The sequence below is a fragment of the Streptomyces sp. NPDC017993 genome (assembly GCF_044328065.1).
Lineage (GTDB): Bacteria > Actinomycetota > Actinomycetes > Streptomycetales > Streptomycetaceae > Streptomyces.
The window spans coordinates 1-17,153 of record NZ_JBIRGO010000012.1; the positions used below are offsets into that span (position 1 = coordinate 1).

Consider the following 17,153-nt stretch of genomic DNA (forward strand, 5'->3'; position numbering starts at 1 on the left):
GCCGACGCATCGATGTTCCGCGTCACGAACGGCAGACTCCGCGTCCTGCGCACCAGCACCGCCACCGCCTGACACACGAAATGCGTCCCGTAGAACAGCAGCAGCGTGATGGTGAGCGGGGCCTGCTCGTTGAGGGGGTTGATCCCGTCGATGTGCAGCAGGCCGACCAGTATCAGCATGTCGCGCAGCAGCTGGCGGACTGTGACGTCGAAACGGACCCGGCCGAGCACGGAGAGCAGGCCGGGCTGCTTGTGCTGGAGGACCAGGTCGAGTCCCAGGTTGACCACGGACGCGGCGATGAACAGCGGGATGACGGGCAACAGCGCACCGACGAGCTGGGCGGTGAACGCGACCATCATCGCGAAGAGTGCCGCGAGCTGGACGACTCGGCGGGGGGCGATTCCGGCGGAAGGCACGGGGGAGGGCTCCTGGCAGCAAGACGGTCAGGGGGAGGGCCGTGGGGGCGGCCGGGTCACGCGCTGCGACGCCGCCTGGGCGGCGAAACGGGACCGGTGGACACCCGACCGTATGACCTTGTTGGCCTCGGTGACAATCTGCTGTGGCTCTCATCACCGCGAATGCGGATCAATCGAACGCAACCTTTTGGACACCCGTCCCCTCTTAAGGGAATCCGGGAATCGGATGGCTCCGGAGCGTGGGGAGTGCCCCCGGGAGCCGTCCGGCGGACCGGCCCGGAGTGTCCGGCAAGGCGTCCGCCAGGCGATATACCGGCGCATGTGGAGGCCGCCCTGCCGTAGATTGCGCCCCTAGGGCCCGGTACGGATTCTCCCGTACGGCAGTGGGATCGGCGAGCACAGGGGTACGCAGGTGGCAGGCGCAAGGCATGACGTGGCTCACGCCCGCAGGATCGTGGTGAAGGTCGGCTCGTCCTCGCTGACCACGGCCTCCGGGGGACTGGACGCGGACCGCGTCGACGCCCTGGTGGATGTGCTGGTCAAGCACCAGGACAAGGAGATCGTCCTGGTCTCCTCCGGTGCCATCGCCGCCGGCCTCGCCCCGCTCGGCCTGGAAAAGCGCCCCCGCGACCTGGCCAGGCAGCAGGCCGCGGCCAGCGTGGGCCAGGGCCTGCTGGTCGCCCGCTACACCGCGTCCTTCGCACGCTACGGCCGCCGGGTCGGCCAGGTCCTGCTGACCTCCGACGACACCAGCCGCCGGGCCCACTACCGCAACGCCTACCGGACGCTGGACCAGCTGCTGGCCATGGGCGCGGTGCCGATCGTGAACGAGAACGACACCGTCGCCACGGACGAGATCCGCTTCGGCGACAACGACCGGCTCGCGGCACTGGTCGCCCACCTCGTCCGCGCCGACCTGCTGATCCTGCTCTCCGACGTCGACGGCCTCTACGACGGCGACCCGGCCACTCCCGGCACCTCCCGGATAGCGGAGGTCAGCGGGCCGCAGGACCTGGTGGGCATCTCCATCGGCAGTGCGGGCAAGGCCGGCGTCGGCACCGGCGGCATGGTCACCAAGGTCGAGGCGGCCCGGATCGCCGCCGCCGCCGGCATTCCGGTCGTCCTCACCTCCGCGGTGCACGCCGCCGACGCGCTGGCCGGCGGCCCGACCGGCACCCACTTCCTGCGCACCGGCCGGCGCTCCGCCGACCGGCTGCTGTGGCTCGCGCACGCCTCCACGCCGCGCGGCGCTCTGGTGCTCGACGACGGGGCGGTCCAGGCCGTCGTCGAGCGGCACTCCTCGCTGCTGCCGGCCGGTATCGCCTCGGTCGAGGGCGAGTTCTCTGCGGGGGACCCGGTGGAGCTGCGGGACGGCGGCGGACGGGCCGTGGCCAGGGGCATCGTCAACTTCGATGCGCGGGAAATCCCCCGATTGATAGGTCGTTCGACGCGGGATCTCGCCCGTGAGCTGGGGCCGGCGTACGAGCGGGAGGTCGTGCACCGCGACGACCTCGTCCTGCTGCACCACTGACCGCCGTACCGCCGTCCCGACGGCCGTCACGGCGGCGAACGCATCTGCGGACGCCGTCAGGTCCGCGGCGCGAAGACCAGCCTTTCCACGGAGACCTTCGCGAAAACGCCCCCGCGACGGCCCGCGGGCTGGTCAACTTTGTTGCGGGGGCGCCGTAGGGGAGCGGCGCCCGCAGCGCGAGAGCGCACACGCCGCAGTACGACCGCATCGATCGGCTCCGCACCCCTGAGGGCGGAGCGATTCGCATCACAGGAGGCCGCCGGTGAGACGAGGGCGCCCAGGGGCACCGCCCCGAGGGACGGCGGAGCGCACACTGACCAGCGTCGGGACCGGCGATGCCGGCTGGACGGATGGCGACGAGCGTACGGAGCGGAGCAGGACCGCCCGGCAGGCACCCGAGGGCGAGCGCCAGGACGCGTCCCGGCTGTGGCACATCACCCTCAGCGTCTCGGGCGCCGAGGCTCCTTTGCAGGAGGTCAGACGGGCGCTCGAACAGCTCGCCCACGACCACCCCTTCCTGCTGACCAGCCGCTACGCCAACGATCACGCCGAGATCCGCTACTGGGAGGAGGCGCGGGACCTGCACGACGCCGCGGCGGTCGCGCTGCGGCTGTGGGGCGAGCACCGCTCGACGGCCAAGCTGCCGCCGTGGGAGATCGTCGGCCTGGAGGTCATCGACCGCGAGACCTACCACCAGCGCATCGCGGAGGGGTACGGCCCGCCGCCCGCTTCGCCGGTCGGCGTCCACCCCTACTGAGGCACTTGTGCGCCGTTGCGCCGGGATGCCCGCCGGGGACGGTCCACCACGGTGTGAGCCGTGTCCCGCACTGTGAAATACGGCATGGCCGCAGCCTGCCACCGGGCTAGGCTGCGGCTATGACCAGCAGCACATCGCACTCCTCGCCCGTCCTCGAGACCGCCCGCCGCGCCAGGGAAGCCGCCGCCGTACTGGCGCCGCTGCCGCGCACGGCCCGCGACGGAGCGCTGCTCGCCATCGCCGACGCCCTCGTGGCGCGCACCGACGAGATCGTCGCGGCCAACGCCGAGGACATCGCCAAGGCACAGGCCGCCGGTACCGCTGCCTCCCTCGTGGACCGGCTCACGCTCACCCCCGAGCGGATCGCGGCGATCGCCGCCGACGTCCGCGACGTCGTGGCGCTGCCCGACCCGGTGGGCGAGGTCGTGCGCGGCTCGACCCTCCCCAACGGCCTGGACCTGCGCCAGGTCCGGGTGCCGCTCGGCGTGATCGGCATCATCTACGAAGCCCGGCCGAATGTGACGGTGGACGCCGCCGCGCTGTGCCTGAAGTCCGGCAACGCCGTCCTGCTGCGCGGCTCGTCCTCGGCGTACGCCTCGAACAGCGCCCTGGTGGACGTGCTGCGGGCCGCCGTCGAGAGTGCCGGGCTGCCCGCCGACGCGGTGCAGCTGGTGCCCGGGGAGAGCCGTGAGTCGGTCCGCGAGCTGATGCGCGCCCGCGGTCTTGTCGATGTGCTCATCCCGCGCGGTGGCGCGTCGCTGATCCGCACGGTCGTCGAGGAGTCCACCGTCCCGGTGATCGAGACCGGCACCGGCAACTGCCACGTCTACGTCGACGAGGCCGCCGACATCGACATGGCCATCGACATCCTGATCAACTCCAAGGCGCAGCGGCCCAGCGTCTGCAACGCCGCGGAGACGGTCCTGGTGCACGCCGGGATCGCGGAGAAGTTTCTGCCGCGCGCCCTGGAGGCGCTGACGCAGGCCGGCGTGATCGTGCACGGCGACACGGCTTGGCAGCAGGCCGGGCCGGGCATGGTCGCCCCCGCCACCGACGAGGACTGGGCGACGGAGTACCTCTCCTACGACATCGCGGCCGCGGTGGTGCCCGACCTGGACGCGGCGGTGGCACACATCCGCCGCTGGACCTCCGGTCACACCGAGGCCATCGTGACGACATCGCAGGCCGCCGCCCGCCGGTTCACCCAGTTGGTGGATTCCACCACCGTGGCTGTGAATGCCTCCACCCGCTTCACCGATGGCGGCGAGTTCGGCTTCGGGGCCGAGATCGGTATCTCGACTCAGAAGCTGCACGCCCGTGGCCCCATGGGCCTGCCGGAGCTCACGTCCACGAAGTTCATCGTCACGGGAGACGGGCACACCCGCTGACCCGTCCCCCGGATTCCCCGTTCTCCCTGCCCAAAATGATGGGCCGGGGCTAATCTGGACGGGTGCCGGACGACGTGGGGGGCAAGCCGTTCCCGGACGGTGAGGACCCCAGCGAGCACCCTTACGGGAGCCACGGAAGAGCGGACGAAGAATTCGCTTCCGTGGTCTTCGACGAGGACTTCGTCCGGGCCGCGCGGATTCACGAGCCCTCTGCCGTCGAGCGGATGCTGGCCGCCGCGGAGGCCCGTGCGGAGGCCGAGGCGGCCCGTTCGGCGTCCGCCTTCGGACCGGACGACGCGGAGGAGCCCGAGGGCGCGGACGGCGAGGCCGGTCCGCGCACCCGTCGGCGCCGCCGCCGAGGCCCGGAGGCCGACGACTACGACTACGACCCCTACGGCGAGTACGGCGAATTCGGCGAGTACGCGCCGCACGGCCCGTACGGCCCCTATGGCGGCGCGCTGCGTCCTTATCGCAGCAGCGCCCGCTGGCACCGGCCGATGGCATGGGTGCTGGCCGTGGTGATGGGCGTCGGGCTGGTCGCGCTGGCCTTCAGCGCCGTCTACCGCGGCGCCTCCGGCCGGAACCAGAGCCCGGCGCCGCCGCCCGCCACCAGCGGCGTCGACACACCGTCCACCAGCGGCCCTGAGGGCGGCCATACGATGCCGCCCGGCGTGCTGCCCTCCGCGACCGCCGGATCGGCCTCTCCGTCGGCCACCGCGCAGCCGCGCTCGCGCTGAGCCGGGGCGCCTTCGCTGCGGTACCCAAGGCGGCCGTCCGGGGAAGTTGCCGCCCGCCGGAGCGTTTACGTTCCCCTCCTCAGACCTACTCTTGTTGTATGAGCGGGCCTGGTGACCCTCCCGAAGGGACGCCCAACGGCGCCCCGGGAGGCGGTGAGGACGAATACCGATCCGTCGTCTTCGACGAATCGTTTGTGCGCGCTGCCCGTCTGCAGGAGTTCTCCGCCGATGAGCGGCTGGGCGAGCATCATGCGCCCGCCGTCAAAGCCCGCCACCGCTCTCTCCTGCGGGCAGGCGGCCCCCGGCAGGCCATCCTGCTGGTGCTCTTGATCGTGCTCGCCTTCGGCACGGCCGTCTACATGGGTGTACGCCACCCCTACCGCACTCCCGAGTCGGTCCGGGTGCAGTCGTTGCGGTCGGCGGTGGTACCGCTCGCGCCGGCCGGTGCCGTGCCGGGAGCGAAGCCCGAGGACCTCTTCGCGCACAGCCCGGCCGCGGACTTCCGGCTCGGCGCGGCGGGTGTCAATCTGCCCGCCGTCACCCGCACCGCGCACTTCTCCGGCGGTCAGATCGTCTCCGCGCTGACCATCGCCAAGGACTACCTCGTCCGCTCCTCGCTGGATCCGGCGACCCTCACCGGCGGCTCGGTGCGTCCGGTCCGGCTGCTGGTAGACACCGGCCAACTCGACCAGTTCGACCGGAGTCTGGCGCATCCGGACGACGACGGGCGGAACGCCGCGACCGGCTGGCTGTTGCGCTTCGACCCCCGGCAGACCCAGCTGGCCGACCGGAACGTACGCGTCAACGGAACCCTCTCCGCAGCGGAGTTGACCCAGGACGCACTCGACATCACCGCCGACTACACCTTCGTCTACGCGCTACGCCCCGGGTCCGGCCCGCAGCAGGGCGACTCCGCGGGCCAGGGCTTCGGCAAGGCCACGCCGGGCGCCGCCTCGCTGTTCACCGTCCGACGGGAGCTGCACTTCCGCCTCGACCGGGAGGACCTCAACGCCCACCGCTTGGAGGTTCTCCAGAGCAACCTCCAAGCGGGGCCGCTCGCTTGCTCCTCGAAGCCGGCCGACACGCTGCGGCCGCTGCTCGCCGGGCAGCGCGCCGGCAACGACCGCCCGGCCGGTACCGACCCCTACGCACAGGGCCGGACCAGCCCCTCGCTCTGCGGTGAGCTGGCGGCTACTTCCCAGCCGAGCCCGAGCCATCCGATCCGTTAGCGCCTCCGCCGTCGGCGCCGCCCGAACCCTCGGGGCGCTGCCCGCCACGGAAGACCGTGTCCCGCAGCTTGCCGCCCAGGTCACCCGCGCCGCCTGCGATGTCGCGCACCAGACCCATCAACGGGTCCTTGCTGTTGCGCACGGAGTCGGCGTAGTGCGTCGCGGAGTCCCGGAAGGAGTCGGAGACCGAGGTGTCCTTGTCCTCGTCGCGCCGGGGGTAGTGGCCGTCCATGATCCGCTGATAGTCGCGGCTGGCCGCCCACTTCTTCAGCTCGGCCGCCCGCACGGTCGTGAACGGGTGGCTGCGCGGCAGAACGTTGAGAATCTTCAGCACGGAGTCGCGCAGATCGCCGCCCGACTCGTATTCGTCCGCCTGCTTGAGGAACGCGTCGACATTCATCTCGTGCAGGTGGTTGCCGCCGGCCAGCTTCATCAGGCCGCGCATGGACGCCTGCAGATCCTGCCCGACGAGCAGCCCGGCGCGGTCGGCGGACAGCTCCGACTTGCGGAACCACTCGCGCAGCGCCGTCACGATCGCCATGATCGCGACATTGCCCAGCGGGATCCAGGCGACCTTCAGGGCGAGGTTGGTCAGGAAGAGCAGGACCGTGCGGTAGACGGAGTGCCCGGAGAGGGCGTGTCCGACCTCGTGGCCGATGACCGCCCGCATCTCCTCCTCGTCCAGCAGCTCGACCAGGCCGGTGGTGACCACGATGATCGGCTCGTCCAGACCGATACACATGGCATTGGGCTGCGGATCCTGATTGACGTACATCGGCGGGACCTTCTCCAGGTCCAGGATGTAGCAGGCGTCGCGCAGCATGTCGTTGAGGTGGGCGAACTGCTGGTCGCCGACCCGGACCGAATCCGACAGGAAGAGCAGCCGCAGGCTGCGCTCCGGCAACAAGCCGCTGAGCGTCTTGAAGACGGTGTCGAACCCGCTCAGCTTGCGCAGCGCGACCAGCGCCGAGCGGTCCGCCGGGTGTTCGTAGGACCGCGAGGAAATCCCGGGGAACCGCCTGCGGTCCCGGCTCGGTACGTTTTCGCTGCCGCCTGGGCTCTCCGTCATTGGGGCCTCCCCCTGTTCGACTGCGTGTGTTCAGACTAGAGGACGCCACCGACAGGCGATTGGATGCTCGGGCGTACGCTGGCGATCGCACCAATGACCGCACAAGCTCGCACAAAAGGAGCGCTCCGCCATGCTGGATCCGAGCGTGCTGCTCGCCGCCGCCGGGGAAACCGCCAAGGCCGACGGCCCCGGATGGATTCTGCGCGCGGTGATCATCGTCGGTGTCGTGGGTGCGGCGCTGCTCGCGTGGTTTCTGCTGCGCGGCTACAAGCAGGACTGAGCCGGCCGTCCGCCGAAGGCCCCTCGGGGCGGAGTCGCCGTGTGCCCGCGCGGCGGGCACGCTTACGATGTGGCGGAAGTCTCTGCCCGACCCCAGCCCGGATTGGTCCTGCTGACGATGAGCCTGCACTCCACCGCACAGTCCCTGGTCACCCTCGCCGAAGGCGGTCACGGGGGCGGCGGTCACGCCAGCCTGAGCCCGTACCTGACCGGTGGCGGCGCCCTCTTTGTCCTGCTTCTCCTGCTCTGGATCACCACGCGCTTCAACCGGGACCGCTGAGCCAGGACGCCCGGCCCCCGGCATCGCGTGTCGCCCAGTAGGGTCTGCACGCATGGGAGAGCACACAGGGCCCGTGAAGCGGCGACTCGGAGTGATGGGCGGCACGTTCGACCCGATCCATCACGGACACCTGGTCGCCGCCAGCGAGGTGGCCAGCCAGTTCCACCTCGATGAGGTCATCTTCGTGCCCACGGGACAGCCGTGGCAGAAGAGCCACAAGCAGGTGTCGCCCGCCGAGGACCGGTATCTGATGACGGTCATCGCGACCGCGTCGAACCCGCAGTTCTCCGTCAGCCGCATCGACATCGACCGCGGTGGCAAGACGTACACCATCGACACCCTGCGTGATCTGCGCGCCGAGCACACCGACGCGGACCTCTTCTTCATCACCGGCGCCGACGCCCTCGGCCAGATCCTGACCTGGCACGATGCCAAGGAACTGGTCTCGCTCGCCCACTTCATCGGTGTGACCAGGCCCGGCCACGTCCTCGCGGACCCCGGGCTGCCCGCCGGTGCGGTGTCCCTGGTCGAGGTGCCCGCCCTGGCCATCTCCTCGACCGACTGCCGCGCGCGCGTGGCCCAGCGGGACCCGGTCTGGTACCTCGTACCGGACGGCGTGGTGCGCTACATCGACAAAAAGCAGCTGTACCGCAACGACAGCTGACAGGGCTGACGGAAAGGGGCACCGGTGAGCGACCGACAGGATCCGTACGGGCCGCAGGACCCGTATGCCCACGACCCCTATGCCCAGGAGCAGCAGGGGCAGCCGGGCTACGCCTACGACGCCTACGGGCAGCCGGTCTACCGCGAGGCGCCGCAGCCGACGTACGAGCAGCAGTACGACCAGTACGGCCGCCCGATCGCTCCGGCCGCCTCCGCCTACGACGGCTACGACCCCTACGGCGGGCAGCCGGCCGCCGGGCAGAGCGCGCCGGCCCAGGAGCAGTATCAAGGCCAGGAGTACGGCTACGACGCGTACGGCCGCGGCCAGTCACAACAGCAGGGCTATGCCCCGCACTACGACCCGTACGCCCAGCCTCAGCAGCAACAGCAGGACTGGATCCCGCAGCAGGCGCAGCAGTCTCCCTACGAGCAGACCTCGTGGGACGACCGGTCCGGCTACGAGCAGGCCGGTCCGCAGCAGTACGAGGAGCCGAGGCCCCCGGCGCAGCGCCGCGGGTCCTCGGACGGCGGACCGTCCTCGGCTTCCTTCCCGGCCGGCGCAACCGGTCCGGCCGGCAGCCCGTCCCCGCCCTCGTCCTCCTCATCGGACACCTCGTCCGGCGATCCGGAGTACCGCACCGAGCAGTTCTCGTTCATCGAGGAGCCGGACGAGGACTCCGAGGACGTCATCGACTGGCTGAAGTTCACCGAGAGCCGCACCGAGCGGCGCGAGGAGGCCAAGCGCCGCGGCCGCAGCCGGATCGTCGCGCTGTCCGTGGTGCTGGCTCTGCTGGTCGCCGGCGGCGTCGGCTATCTGTGGTGGGCGGGCAAACTGCCGGGGCTGGCCGGCGGGGACAGCGGCCAGGCCGCCGCGAGCGGTGGGCAGAAGCGGGATGTCCTCGTCGTGCACCTGCGCGACACCGAGACCGGGAACAGCTCCACGGCGCTGATGGTGGACAACGCCACCACCGGCAAGGGCACCACCGTGCTCCTGCCCAACAACCTCGTCGTCTCCAAGGAGGACGGGACCACCACCACGCTCGGCAAGTCCGTCAAGGACGAAGGCGTCGACCCCACCCGGGACTCCCTCAACACGCTGCTGGGCGCCGACATCAAGGCCAGCTGGCGGCTGGACACCCCCTATCTGGAGAACCTCGTCGAGACGGTCGGCGGTATCACCCTCGACACCGACGCCGCCGTGCCCGGCAAGAAGAAGGGCGACTCCGCGGTGGTCAAGCGGGGCCGCGGGCAGGACCTCAACGGACAGGCCGCCGTCGCCTACGCCACGTACCAGGGGCCCGGAGAGGCCCAGGCCAAGCAGCTCCAGCGCTTCGGTCAGGTCATGCAGGCGACCCTGAAGAAGGTCCCCGGTGACGCGGACGGCGCCACCGCCACCGTGAAGACGCTCCTCCAGGTACTCGACCCGCCTCTCACCGAGGCCCAGCTGGGCAGTTCGCTGGCGCAGCGCGCGGAGCTGGCGAAGACCGGGGCCTACCGCACCACCGCGCTGCCGGTGCAGGCGAACGGCACGCTCAGTCCGACGGCGTCGCAGACCGTGGTCAAGGACGTGCTCGGCGGCACGGTGAAGAAGACCACCCCCGACGTCACCGCCCGGGTCGCGGTCCGCAACGCCAGCGGCACCGCCGCCACCACGGGCAAGGCACAGGTCGCCCTGGTCAACGGCGGCTACACCTTCGTCAACGACGGCAACGACACGGCCGCCAGGTCGGTCTCCCAGGTCACGTACGCGGACGCCGGCCACAAGGCGAAGGCCGCCGAGGTCGCCAAGACGCTGGGGCTGCCGGCGGGCGTGGTCAAGCAGGGCAAGGGTGCGTCGAACGCCGATATCACCGTCGTACTGGGCCAGGACTTCAAGGGCTGACCGGCCCGAGACGCGTTGCGCCCGCCGGGAAGGTTCGGCGGGCGCGGCGGGGCCTGTGGGGCCGGTCGGTGTGGGCCGGGAAAAGCCCGCCGGGAGTGTCGGTGGGCCGTGAGACCCTTGAGGCGTATCTGATTGCCGATCCGGCCACCCAGGGGGCGTCGGCGTGCCGCGGCCCCGCCGCGAGCCGCGTGCCCCGGCCGGAGAAGCTGCCCTCGAACCGGAAAGCCGCTTGTGACCGCCACGGACCGCTCCATCGAGCTCATCAACGCCGCCGCTCTGGCAGCGGCCGACAAGCTCGCGCACGACATCATCGCGTACGACGTCAGTGACGTCCTGTCCATCACCGACGCCTTCCTGCTGGCGTCGGCGCCCAACGACCGCCAGGTCAAGTCGATCGTCGACGAGATCGAGGAGCGGCTCAACAAGGAACTCGGCGCCAAGCCGGTGCGCCGCGAGGGCGACCGCGAGGCCCGCTGGGTGCTGCTCGACTACGTCGACATCGTGGTGCACGTCCAGCACAGCGAGGAGCGCGTGTTCTACGCGCTGGAGCGCCTGTGGAAGGACTGCCCCGAGATCGACCTTCCCGAGGAGGCCAAGGCCACCCGCGGCAAGGCCGCCGCGCACGCCGAGGCCACGGCCGTCGAGCAGGACGGAGAGCTGCACTGAACGGCACCAAGATCGGCCGGGGCCGCCGCGTCGTCCTCTGGCGCCACGGCCAGACGGCCTGGAACCTGGAGCGCCGCTTCCAGGGATCGACGGACATCGAACTGACGGAGACGGGCATCGGGCAGGCGCGGCGCGCGGCCCGGCTGCTCGCGGCCCTCAAGCCGGACGCGATCATCGCCTCCGACCTGCAGCGGGCCGCGGCGACGGCGGCCGAGCTGGCCGCTCTGACCCACCTGGACGTGACGCACGACGCGGTGCTGCGGGAGACCTACGCGGGCTCCTGGCAGGGGCTGACGCACGAGGAGATCCTCGGGCAGTACGGCGAGCAGTACTCTGCCTGGAAGCGCGGCGAGCCGGTGCGGCGCGGCGGTGGCGAGCTGGAGACGGAGGTCGCCGACCGGGCCGCCCCGTTCGTGCTGGAGCACGCCGACAAGCTGCCCGACGGCGGCACCCTGGTCGTCGTCAGCCATGGCGGCACGATCCGCACCACCATCGGGCGGCTGCTCGGCCTGGACTCCCACCACTGGGAGGGCCTGGGCGGCCTGTCGAATTGCTGCTGGTCCGTGCTGGGCGAGGGGGCGCGCGGCTGGCGCCTGCAGGAGCACAACGCCGGCACCCTGCCGGAGCCGGTGCTCGGCGACGACGACTGAGCCCCGTGGCCGGGGCCGGCCGACCGGATTTCACATCCGGGCAGGTCGCAGGCTAAAGTTCTTCTTGTTCGCGGCGCCGCCGGGGGAAACCCGGGGGAGCGGAACAAGACCCGGGGCTATAGCTCAGTTGGTAGAGCGCCTGCATGGCATGCAGGAGGTCAGGAGTTCAATTCTCCTTAGCTCCACAGCCCGGATGATCCCGTCTCCTTGCGGAGCCAGTGCCCGACACTGGATCGCGAGGTGGCGGGATCTCTGTATTTGCGGCGGCGTACGGTGGCGATGGCGCATGGTGTGGCGGACGTCACTTCTCATCTGTGGATCTGCGGCGGGCGGAGGACGGGCAGCCTGGAGGCGTCATCGCCCGCAGCGCGTGAAGGGTGCGACCCCTGGGGCCCTGGCGTGCCGGGTTGTCCGTGTGGTCCATGCCGGTGGAGAGGAGCGAGGGTGTCAGGCTCCGGACTCCCCGTTCGTGTAGCGGCCCCGTGTTTCCCCCACCTCTGGTGTTCCCGGCAGGGAGCGCCCGACGGAACCGAGAGAGCCGACTGTGACCGCCCCTCAGGTCGAACTGCTCCCGGATGGGGGGCTTTTCGGGGCACTCTCCCCGAAACAGTCGGCGGGAATGGGGTCGAGTGGGTGTCGTGCCCACGGTGGGTGAGCATGCCCGCTCCTGGGTGTGCGGCGGCGGCCCGCGGCCGGCCGGTATGGCGGGAAGGTGGACCTGACCCGATGCGTGGTCCGTGGCAGAATCGGACGGCGCCGGCAGGGGAGGAGAAATCGCGATGCCCACGAGCATCCTCGAGGAGGTCAATGACCTGCTCGAAGTGGCCGAGGCGCAGGGGTATGACTGGCTGCCGGAATACGCACTCCGCTTCACCTGCCCGGTCGACGGTCCTGGATCCGCAGGTGGCGGGAGCGAAGGTTCCGCTTTGCAGTGCCCTTCCTGCGGGTCATCCCACGTCGCCCAGGTGCTGGGCGACAACGGAGGAATTTCCTTCGTCTGTACGGCCTGCGGCCACAGTTGGAGCTGACTGATGGGCGCCCACAGCAGGAAATGCGACTGGTGCGGCAGCGGTACGCCGATCGTCCGCGACATGGAGCCGGTCAACGCCGACTACCAGTACTGGTGCGAGGAATGTGCCCGCGCCCTCGTCATAAAGGGCGACCCCATCGAGACCTACCGCGAACTCGACGGGGAGCCGATCTACGGACGGCTGCTGGACGAGCACTGCACCCTGAAGCGGTTCTACTCGTTCGCCACCGCGTGATCACCGCGGCGCGCTGACATTCGGGCGGTCCGGGGCGCGGGCGCGTGCCGCGACCGGCCGCATGGAGCCTGGCGTGACCTGAGGGGCCCGAGTCGCGGCCTTGGGCGCTACCGAGTGCCCGGTCACCCGCTCCTCCATGGGTCGCACGGCCTGACCCGGCCGAACCCGTCCTCCCGGTCCTCCCGCCGTCCCGCCGTCCGTTCCTGCTCGTCAGCGCCGTGATCACCGTCCGGTTTCAAGATTTTTCCGGTGGATTCGGACAGAGCGGAACTCCACCGCGTTTGCGGGACGTTGGGGTGGCAGGAGCTGCCGCCGGAAACGGCCGGCGGCACGGGGGAAGCGACACGGGGGTCGCACCATGACCGATACGACGATCAATCCTGCCCGGACGCCGGCGGACGACGAGGGTGCCGAGCGGACCGAGAAGCGGGAAGCGGCGGCCGGACTGACGCCGTTCACCGACGCGCTCCGGGTCCCGCCGGTCCTGCGGCCCGGACGCAAGAGGGCCCGGCGCGGCATCGACATCGAGCTGAAGACCACCTGGGTGCGTCTGCACAGCCAGCTTCCGCCGACCAAAGTGTGGGCGTACGCGGGCCATTTCCCGGGCCCGACCATCGAGGTGCGGCGCGGCGAGCGGCTGCGCGTCGCCTGGGTCAACCGCCTCACCGGAAGCCACCCGGTGACCGCGGCCGAGGCCGCGCCCGTCCCGGGAGCGCCCCTGCCGACCGAGGTGGCAGGAAGGTCGGGCGCCACCCTCGTCGAGGGGGTGGACCGTCTGCCGGCCTGGGTCGTGACCCATCTGCACGGCGCGGTGACCGGCGGCGGCAACGACGGCTGGTCGGAGAACGCCGTGGCCCACGGCGACGCCCAGCTCTCGGAGTACCCGAACGACCACCGCGCGGCCGCCTGGTGGTACCACGACCACGCCATGGACATCACCCGCTGGAACGTCTTCGCGGGACTGGCGGGGATGTACCTCATCCGGGACGAGGAAGAGGACGCCCTCCAACTCCCCTCCGGGGAGCGCGAGATCCCGCTCATCCTCCAGGACCGCAACCTCGACACCGACGAGGACGGACGTCTGACGGGGCGCCTTCTCCACAAGACCCTCGTGGTCGGTACCGACCCGCAGGGCAAGAATGTCGCGCTGCCGTTCTCCGGCCCGTACACCCTCGTCAACGGCACCATCTGGCCGTACGCGGACGTCGACGCCCGCTGGTACCGCTTCCGGCTGCTGAACGCCGCCAACGCCCGTACGTTCACGCTGCGGCTGGTCGACGACAAGACCGGGGCACAGATCACCGGAGCGGTCCACCAGATCGGCTCGGACGGCGGACTGCTGCCCCGGCCGCTGACGGTGGACGGCGGCCTCTCGGTCGCCCCCGCCGAGCGGATGGATCTGCTCATCGACTTCGGCCGGCTGCGCGGTCGTACGCTCCGGCTGATCAACGATGAGCCGGGGGTGCGCTGTCCGCAGGTGATGCAGTTCCGGGTGGGCAAGGAGAAGCCCGCCGACCCGTTCGTCCTGCCGGCCGTGCTCTCCTCGTCGTTCGAGCGGCTCACCCATGACAACGTTCCCTCGCATCAGCACCGCCTGGTCGTCCTCACCCCGCCGGGGCCGTTGGGCAACGGTCACCCGGAGATGTGGGAGATGCAGGAGGTGGAGCCGGACGCCGTGCCGATCCCGGGTGACGGTGTCATCCAGGTCAAGGGCGCCGGCGGAACGGTGCGCACCTATCGGCGCGGAGCCCGGATGTTCGACGACGCCTTGGGCTTCCTGGTCCGCTACGGCGACTGGGAGCAGTGGAGCTTCCTCAACCTCGGCGGAGCCGGGATGCACCCGATGCACATCCACCTCATCGACTTCCAGGTCCTGAGCCGCGACATCTACCCGGCGGATCCGCAGAGCCCCTTCGACAAGGAACTCGGCGGCACCCTCGCGCCACTGGAGTACGGCGGCCGCGCACCGATAGCCCCAGGCGACCAGGGCTGGAAGGACGTCATCCAGGTGCCGCCGGGGCAGATGGTGAACGTGATCGGCCAGTTCCGGGGTGCGCGGGGCCGGTTCATGTACCACTGCCATCTGCTGGAGCACGAAGACATGGGGATGATGCGGCCCTTCGCTGTCATGCCACCGGAGGTACTGGCGTTCCATCACCATCGGCCCGGCGGGGGTCACGGTCACGACCACGGCGCTCACTGAGCCGCCACAGCCGGGCCGCGGTCAGCGCGAGGAGCATCAGACCGGCGATCGGATAGACGCCGGAGAGCAGCATCTGGCCGCCGTTTTGATGCAGTTCCTCGTGCTGGTGCCAGCGGTGTGGCACCCACCACAGAGCGAAGGAGCAGAAGAGGAGGGCCAGGGCGGCGGTCGTCGCCCACCAGCGGCGGGCGGCGCGGCCGGTGCGGCGCATCGCCTCGGAACCGACCAGGATCAGCATCGGCACGCCCCACACCCAGTGGTGCGACCAGGAGATCGGGCTGACCAGCAGGGCGGTCGCCGCGCAGGCGACGGCCGCCCATGCCCGCTGTCCGCGCAGCAGTGACGCGGTCGCCAGGGCCAGTCCGAGCGCGGCCGTCAGCCCGGCCACCACGAGCCAGGCCGTGCCCGTTTCGTGGGTGTGCAGCAGCCGGGCGAGGACGCCGCGCAGCGACTGGTTCGCGGTGATCTCCACCTCGCCGACCCGGTCCGCGGCGAACACGATCTCGGTCCAGAAGCGGTGGGAGTCGCGCGGCAGCACGAGGGCGGTGAGCAGGACGGTGGCGAGGAAGCCCGCGATGGCGACGGCGGCCTGCCGCAGCCAGGGGTTCCAGGCGGCCCGTGCCCCGACGCCGGAGCGGATCAGCTGCCCGGCGCGGACGGCTCCGGCGAGCGCGAGGAAGACGGCGAACAACGCAGGGGTGAGCTTGAGGCCCGCCGCGATGCCGATGCCGAGGCCCGCCCAGCGATGGGTGTCCCTGCGTGTCAGGTCCCAGAGGACCAGTACGGCGAGGAGAAGATTGACCTGCCCGTAGCGCAGCGTCGTCCACACCGGTTCGCACCACACCAGCAGCGCGGACAGCGCCAGGGTCGCGGCGGGGCGGGGGAGCCGGCGAGGCCGGCCGACCAGGCGCAGCGAGAGGTGCACGGTGGCGACGAGCAGGAGGAGGTTGCCGGCGGTGGCGAGGGTCCGCATCGTCGGGACCCCGAACAGGGTCAGCGGGGTGAACAGCAGCGCCGCGAAGGGCGGGTAGGTATTGGGCAGGCGGGCCGAGGTCGCCACCATGTCGTAGAGGTCCTCGCCGTTGCGGGCGGTCCAGCCCTCGGCGCGGTAGACCATCAGGTCGATCATCGTCACGTGCGCGAGGCGCTGCACGATCCAGAAGGCGGTGAAGGAGAGGACGCAGGCCAGGGCCGCGAACACGGTGGGGTGCCGGCGGATGAGGCCGCCGTGGGGGCCGGGGCCGCCGGCGTCGGTGGACTGTTCCAGCTCCAGCGCGGTCACAGCGTTCGGCTCCCCAGGACGAATCGGGCACAGATCGCCGACAGTACCGCGCGTCGCGCCGCGGGGCCTCCGGCAAACCGATTTGGCAGAAGCCCGGGCGGGCCGTGTAATGTAGGCGATGCCGCAGCGGGGAACCGCGCGGAGCAAGACCTGGGGCTATAGCTCAGTTGGTAGAGCGCCTGCATGGCATGCAGGAGGTCAGGAGTTCAATTCTCCTTAGCTCCACAGAAATCAGAGCGGGTCGTCCGAATCGGACGGCCCGCTTTGTTGTGTGTGTTGGCCGGGTGGCGATCAGGGATCTTCGCCCGGGGAGGCGAGCGAGGGGCGACGGGCGGCACCCGGAGTCCGACGCCGGGAGTCCGACGCCGGGAGGCTGGCGCGGAGGGCAATGTCCTTCAACGCTTGAGTCCGAGCCTCTGGCTTTTCGGAGCGTCCATTCCTCCGCCGGTCGCTCGATGCCCTTGCCCCTTGCCCGGCCCGCCCGCGAAATGCCGCACCCGTCGTGAATCCGCCCGCTGCGCCGCGACCTGCCGCACCCCGCCGCACCCCTCCGCGACCTGCCGCCGAGGCGACCGCTCTGGCCGTCGCGACCTCCCGATGGCCCGACCGTCTTGGCCGCCCGCGCTGATGTCTGATCAACGGGCTTACGTCACAGGTGACATGGGGAGTTGCCGGACCCCCTCGCGCCCGTTCCCTGTCGCCGCGGATCGCACCTGGTCGTTCCTTGTCGTTCTTTGGCTTCTTCTTGGCGAGCACATGTCCCTGACATGGACAGTTCACCGAGAGAGTGACGCATCGCGTGAGTGTCACATCCATCGCATTCACCACTCGCGAGGGGCAGCGCAACGGCGCACCG

16 protein-coding genes, 2 tRNA genes and 1 pseudogene are annotated in these 17,153 nt (G+C 70.8%); 16 read left to right on the plus strand and 3 right to left on the minus strand.

Annotation, left to right across the window (positions count from 1 at the left end; all coding sequences use genetic code 11):
- Window positions 1-416 (minus strand): annotated as a pseudogene (locus ACH4FH_RS22345) (hypothetical protein); the annotation flags it as partial.
- 433 nt (window positions 417-849) lie between these two features.
- Between ACH4FH_RS22345 and proB the strand changes: the two are divergent.
- The 5 genes from proB to ACH4FH_RS22370 all read left to right on the plus strand — a co-directional run bounded on the left by proB (window position 850) and on the right by ACH4FH_RS22370 (window position 6,058).
- A complete protein-coding gene (proB, locus tag ACH4FH_RS22350; protein ID WP_398557634.1) occupies window positions 850-1,947 on the plus strand; it encodes a glutamate 5-kinase in 1,098 nt (365 codons plus the stop codon).
- A 262-nt stretch (window positions 1,948-2,209) separates the two neighbouring features.
- Window positions 2,210-2,704, plus strand: a complete 495-nt coding sequence (locus ACH4FH_RS22355) for a hypothetical protein (protein ID WP_398557635.1) — start codon at window positions 2,210-2,212, stop codon at window positions 2,702-2,704.
- A 119-nt stretch (window positions 2,705-2,823) separates the two neighbouring features.
- Complete coding sequence (locus tag ACH4FH_RS22360) at window positions 2,824-4,092, plus strand: glutamate-5-semialdehyde dehydrogenase (protein ID WP_398557636.1); 1,269 nt, start codon at window positions 2,824-2,826, stop codon at window positions 4,090-4,092.
- Window positions 4,093-4,154: 62 nt separating this feature from the next.
- The gene (locus ACH4FH_RS22365; protein ID WP_398557637.1) at window positions 4,155-4,829 is read left to right on the plus strand and encodes a hypothetical protein; all 675 of its coding nucleotides are present in this window, start codon (window positions 4,155-4,157) and stop codon (window positions 4,827-4,829) included.
- 98 nt (window positions 4,830-4,927) lie between these two features.
- Complete coding sequence (locus ACH4FH_RS22370; protein WP_398557638.1) at window positions 4,928-6,058, plus strand: hypothetical protein; 1,131 nt, start codon at window positions 4,928-4,930, stop codon at window positions 6,056-6,058.
- Here ACH4FH_RS22370 and ACH4FH_RS22375 read toward each other — a convergent pair.
- Entirely contained in the window at window positions 6,021-7,127 is a 1,107-nt protein-coding gene (locus ACH4FH_RS22375) for a M48 family metallopeptidase (RefSeq protein ID WP_398557639.1), read from the minus strand. The genes ACH4FH_RS22370 and ACH4FH_RS22375 overlap by 38 nt on opposite strands.
- 130 nt (window positions 7,128-7,257) lie before the next feature.
- Here ACH4FH_RS22375 and ACH4FH_RS22380 point away from each other — a divergent pair, with 130 nt between their 5' ends.
- The 10 genes from ACH4FH_RS22380 (at window position 7,258) to phsA (ending at window position 15,015) form a co-directional block, all read left to right on the plus strand.
- Entirely contained in the window at window positions 7,258-7,407 is a 150-nt protein-coding gene (locus ACH4FH_RS22380; protein WP_398557640.1) for a hypothetical protein, read from the plus strand.
- A 69-nt stretch (window positions 7,408-7,476) separates the two neighbouring features.
- Window positions 7,477-7,686, plus strand: a complete 210-nt coding sequence (locus ACH4FH_RS22385; protein ID WP_398557859.1) for a hypothetical protein — start codon at window positions 7,477-7,479, stop codon at window positions 7,684-7,686.
- Window positions 7,687-7,738: 52 nt separating this feature from the next.
- A complete protein-coding gene (nadD, locus tag ACH4FH_RS22390) occupies window positions 7,739-8,350 on the plus strand; it encodes a nicotinate-nucleotide adenylyltransferase (RefSeq protein ID WP_398557641.1) in 612 nt (203 codons plus the stop codon).
- A gap of 24 nt (window positions 8,351-8,374) precedes the next feature.
- On the plus strand, window positions 8,375-10,231 hold the full coding sequence (locus ACH4FH_RS22395; protein WP_398557642.1) for a LytR C-terminal domain-containing protein: 1,857 nt from the start codon (window positions 8,375-8,377) through the stop codon (window positions 10,229-10,231).
- 231 nt (window positions 10,232-10,462) lie between these two features.
- On the plus strand, window positions 10,463-10,897 hold the full coding sequence (rsfS, locus tag ACH4FH_RS22400; protein ID WP_398557643.1) for a ribosome silencing factor: 435 nt from the start codon (window positions 10,463-10,465) through the stop codon (window positions 10,895-10,897).
- The gene (locus ACH4FH_RS22405) at window positions 10,894-11,547 is read left to right on the plus strand and encodes a histidine phosphatase family protein (RefSeq protein WP_398557842.1); all 654 of its coding nucleotides are present in this window, start codon (window positions 10,894-10,896) and stop codon (window positions 11,545-11,547) included. The genes rsfS and ACH4FH_RS22405 overlap by 4 nt, the downstream gene beginning before the upstream one ends.
- A 112-nt stretch (window positions 11,548-11,659) precedes the next feature.
- A tRNA-Ala gene (locus ACH4FH_RS22410) sits at window positions 11,660-11,732 on the plus strand.
- A 594-nt stretch (window positions 11,733-12,326) separates the two neighbouring features.
- Window positions 12,327-12,575, plus strand: coding sequence for a hypothetical protein (locus ACH4FH_RS22415; protein ID WP_398557644.1), 249 nt, complete (start codon window positions 12,327-12,329; stop codon window positions 12,573-12,575).
- 3 nt (window positions 12,576-12,578) lie between these two features.
- Window positions 12,579-12,812 (plus strand): hypothetical protein, encoded by a 234-nt coding sequence (locus tag ACH4FH_RS22420; protein ID WP_004571982.1) that lies wholly within the window; start codon window positions 12,579-12,581, stop codon window positions 12,810-12,812.
- 358 nt (window positions 12,813-13,170) lie between these two features.
- Window positions 13,171-15,015: an O-aminophenol oxidase PhsA gene (phsA, locus tag ACH4FH_RS22425; RefSeq protein ID WP_398557645.1), complete on the plus strand. Its 1,845-nt coding sequence runs from the start codon at window positions 13,171-13,173 to the stop codon at window positions 15,013-15,015.
- Here phsA and ACH4FH_RS22430 read toward each other — a convergent pair.
- Window positions 14,939-16,297 carry a glycosyltransferase 87 family protein gene (locus tag ACH4FH_RS22430; protein ID WP_398557646.1) on the minus strand — a complete coding sequence of 453 codons (1,359 nt, stop codon included), beginning with the start codon at window positions 16,295-16,297 and terminating at the stop codon, window positions 14,939-14,941. The genes phsA and ACH4FH_RS22430 overlap by 77 nt on opposite strands.
- Before the next feature lie 152 nt (window positions 16,298-16,449).
- Between ACH4FH_RS22430 and ACH4FH_RS22435 the strand changes: the two genes are divergently transcribed.
- Window positions 16,450-16,522: transfer RNA gene (locus tag ACH4FH_RS22435), tRNA-Ala, on the plus strand.
- The last annotated feature ends 631 nt before the right edge of the window (window positions 16,523-17,153 follow it).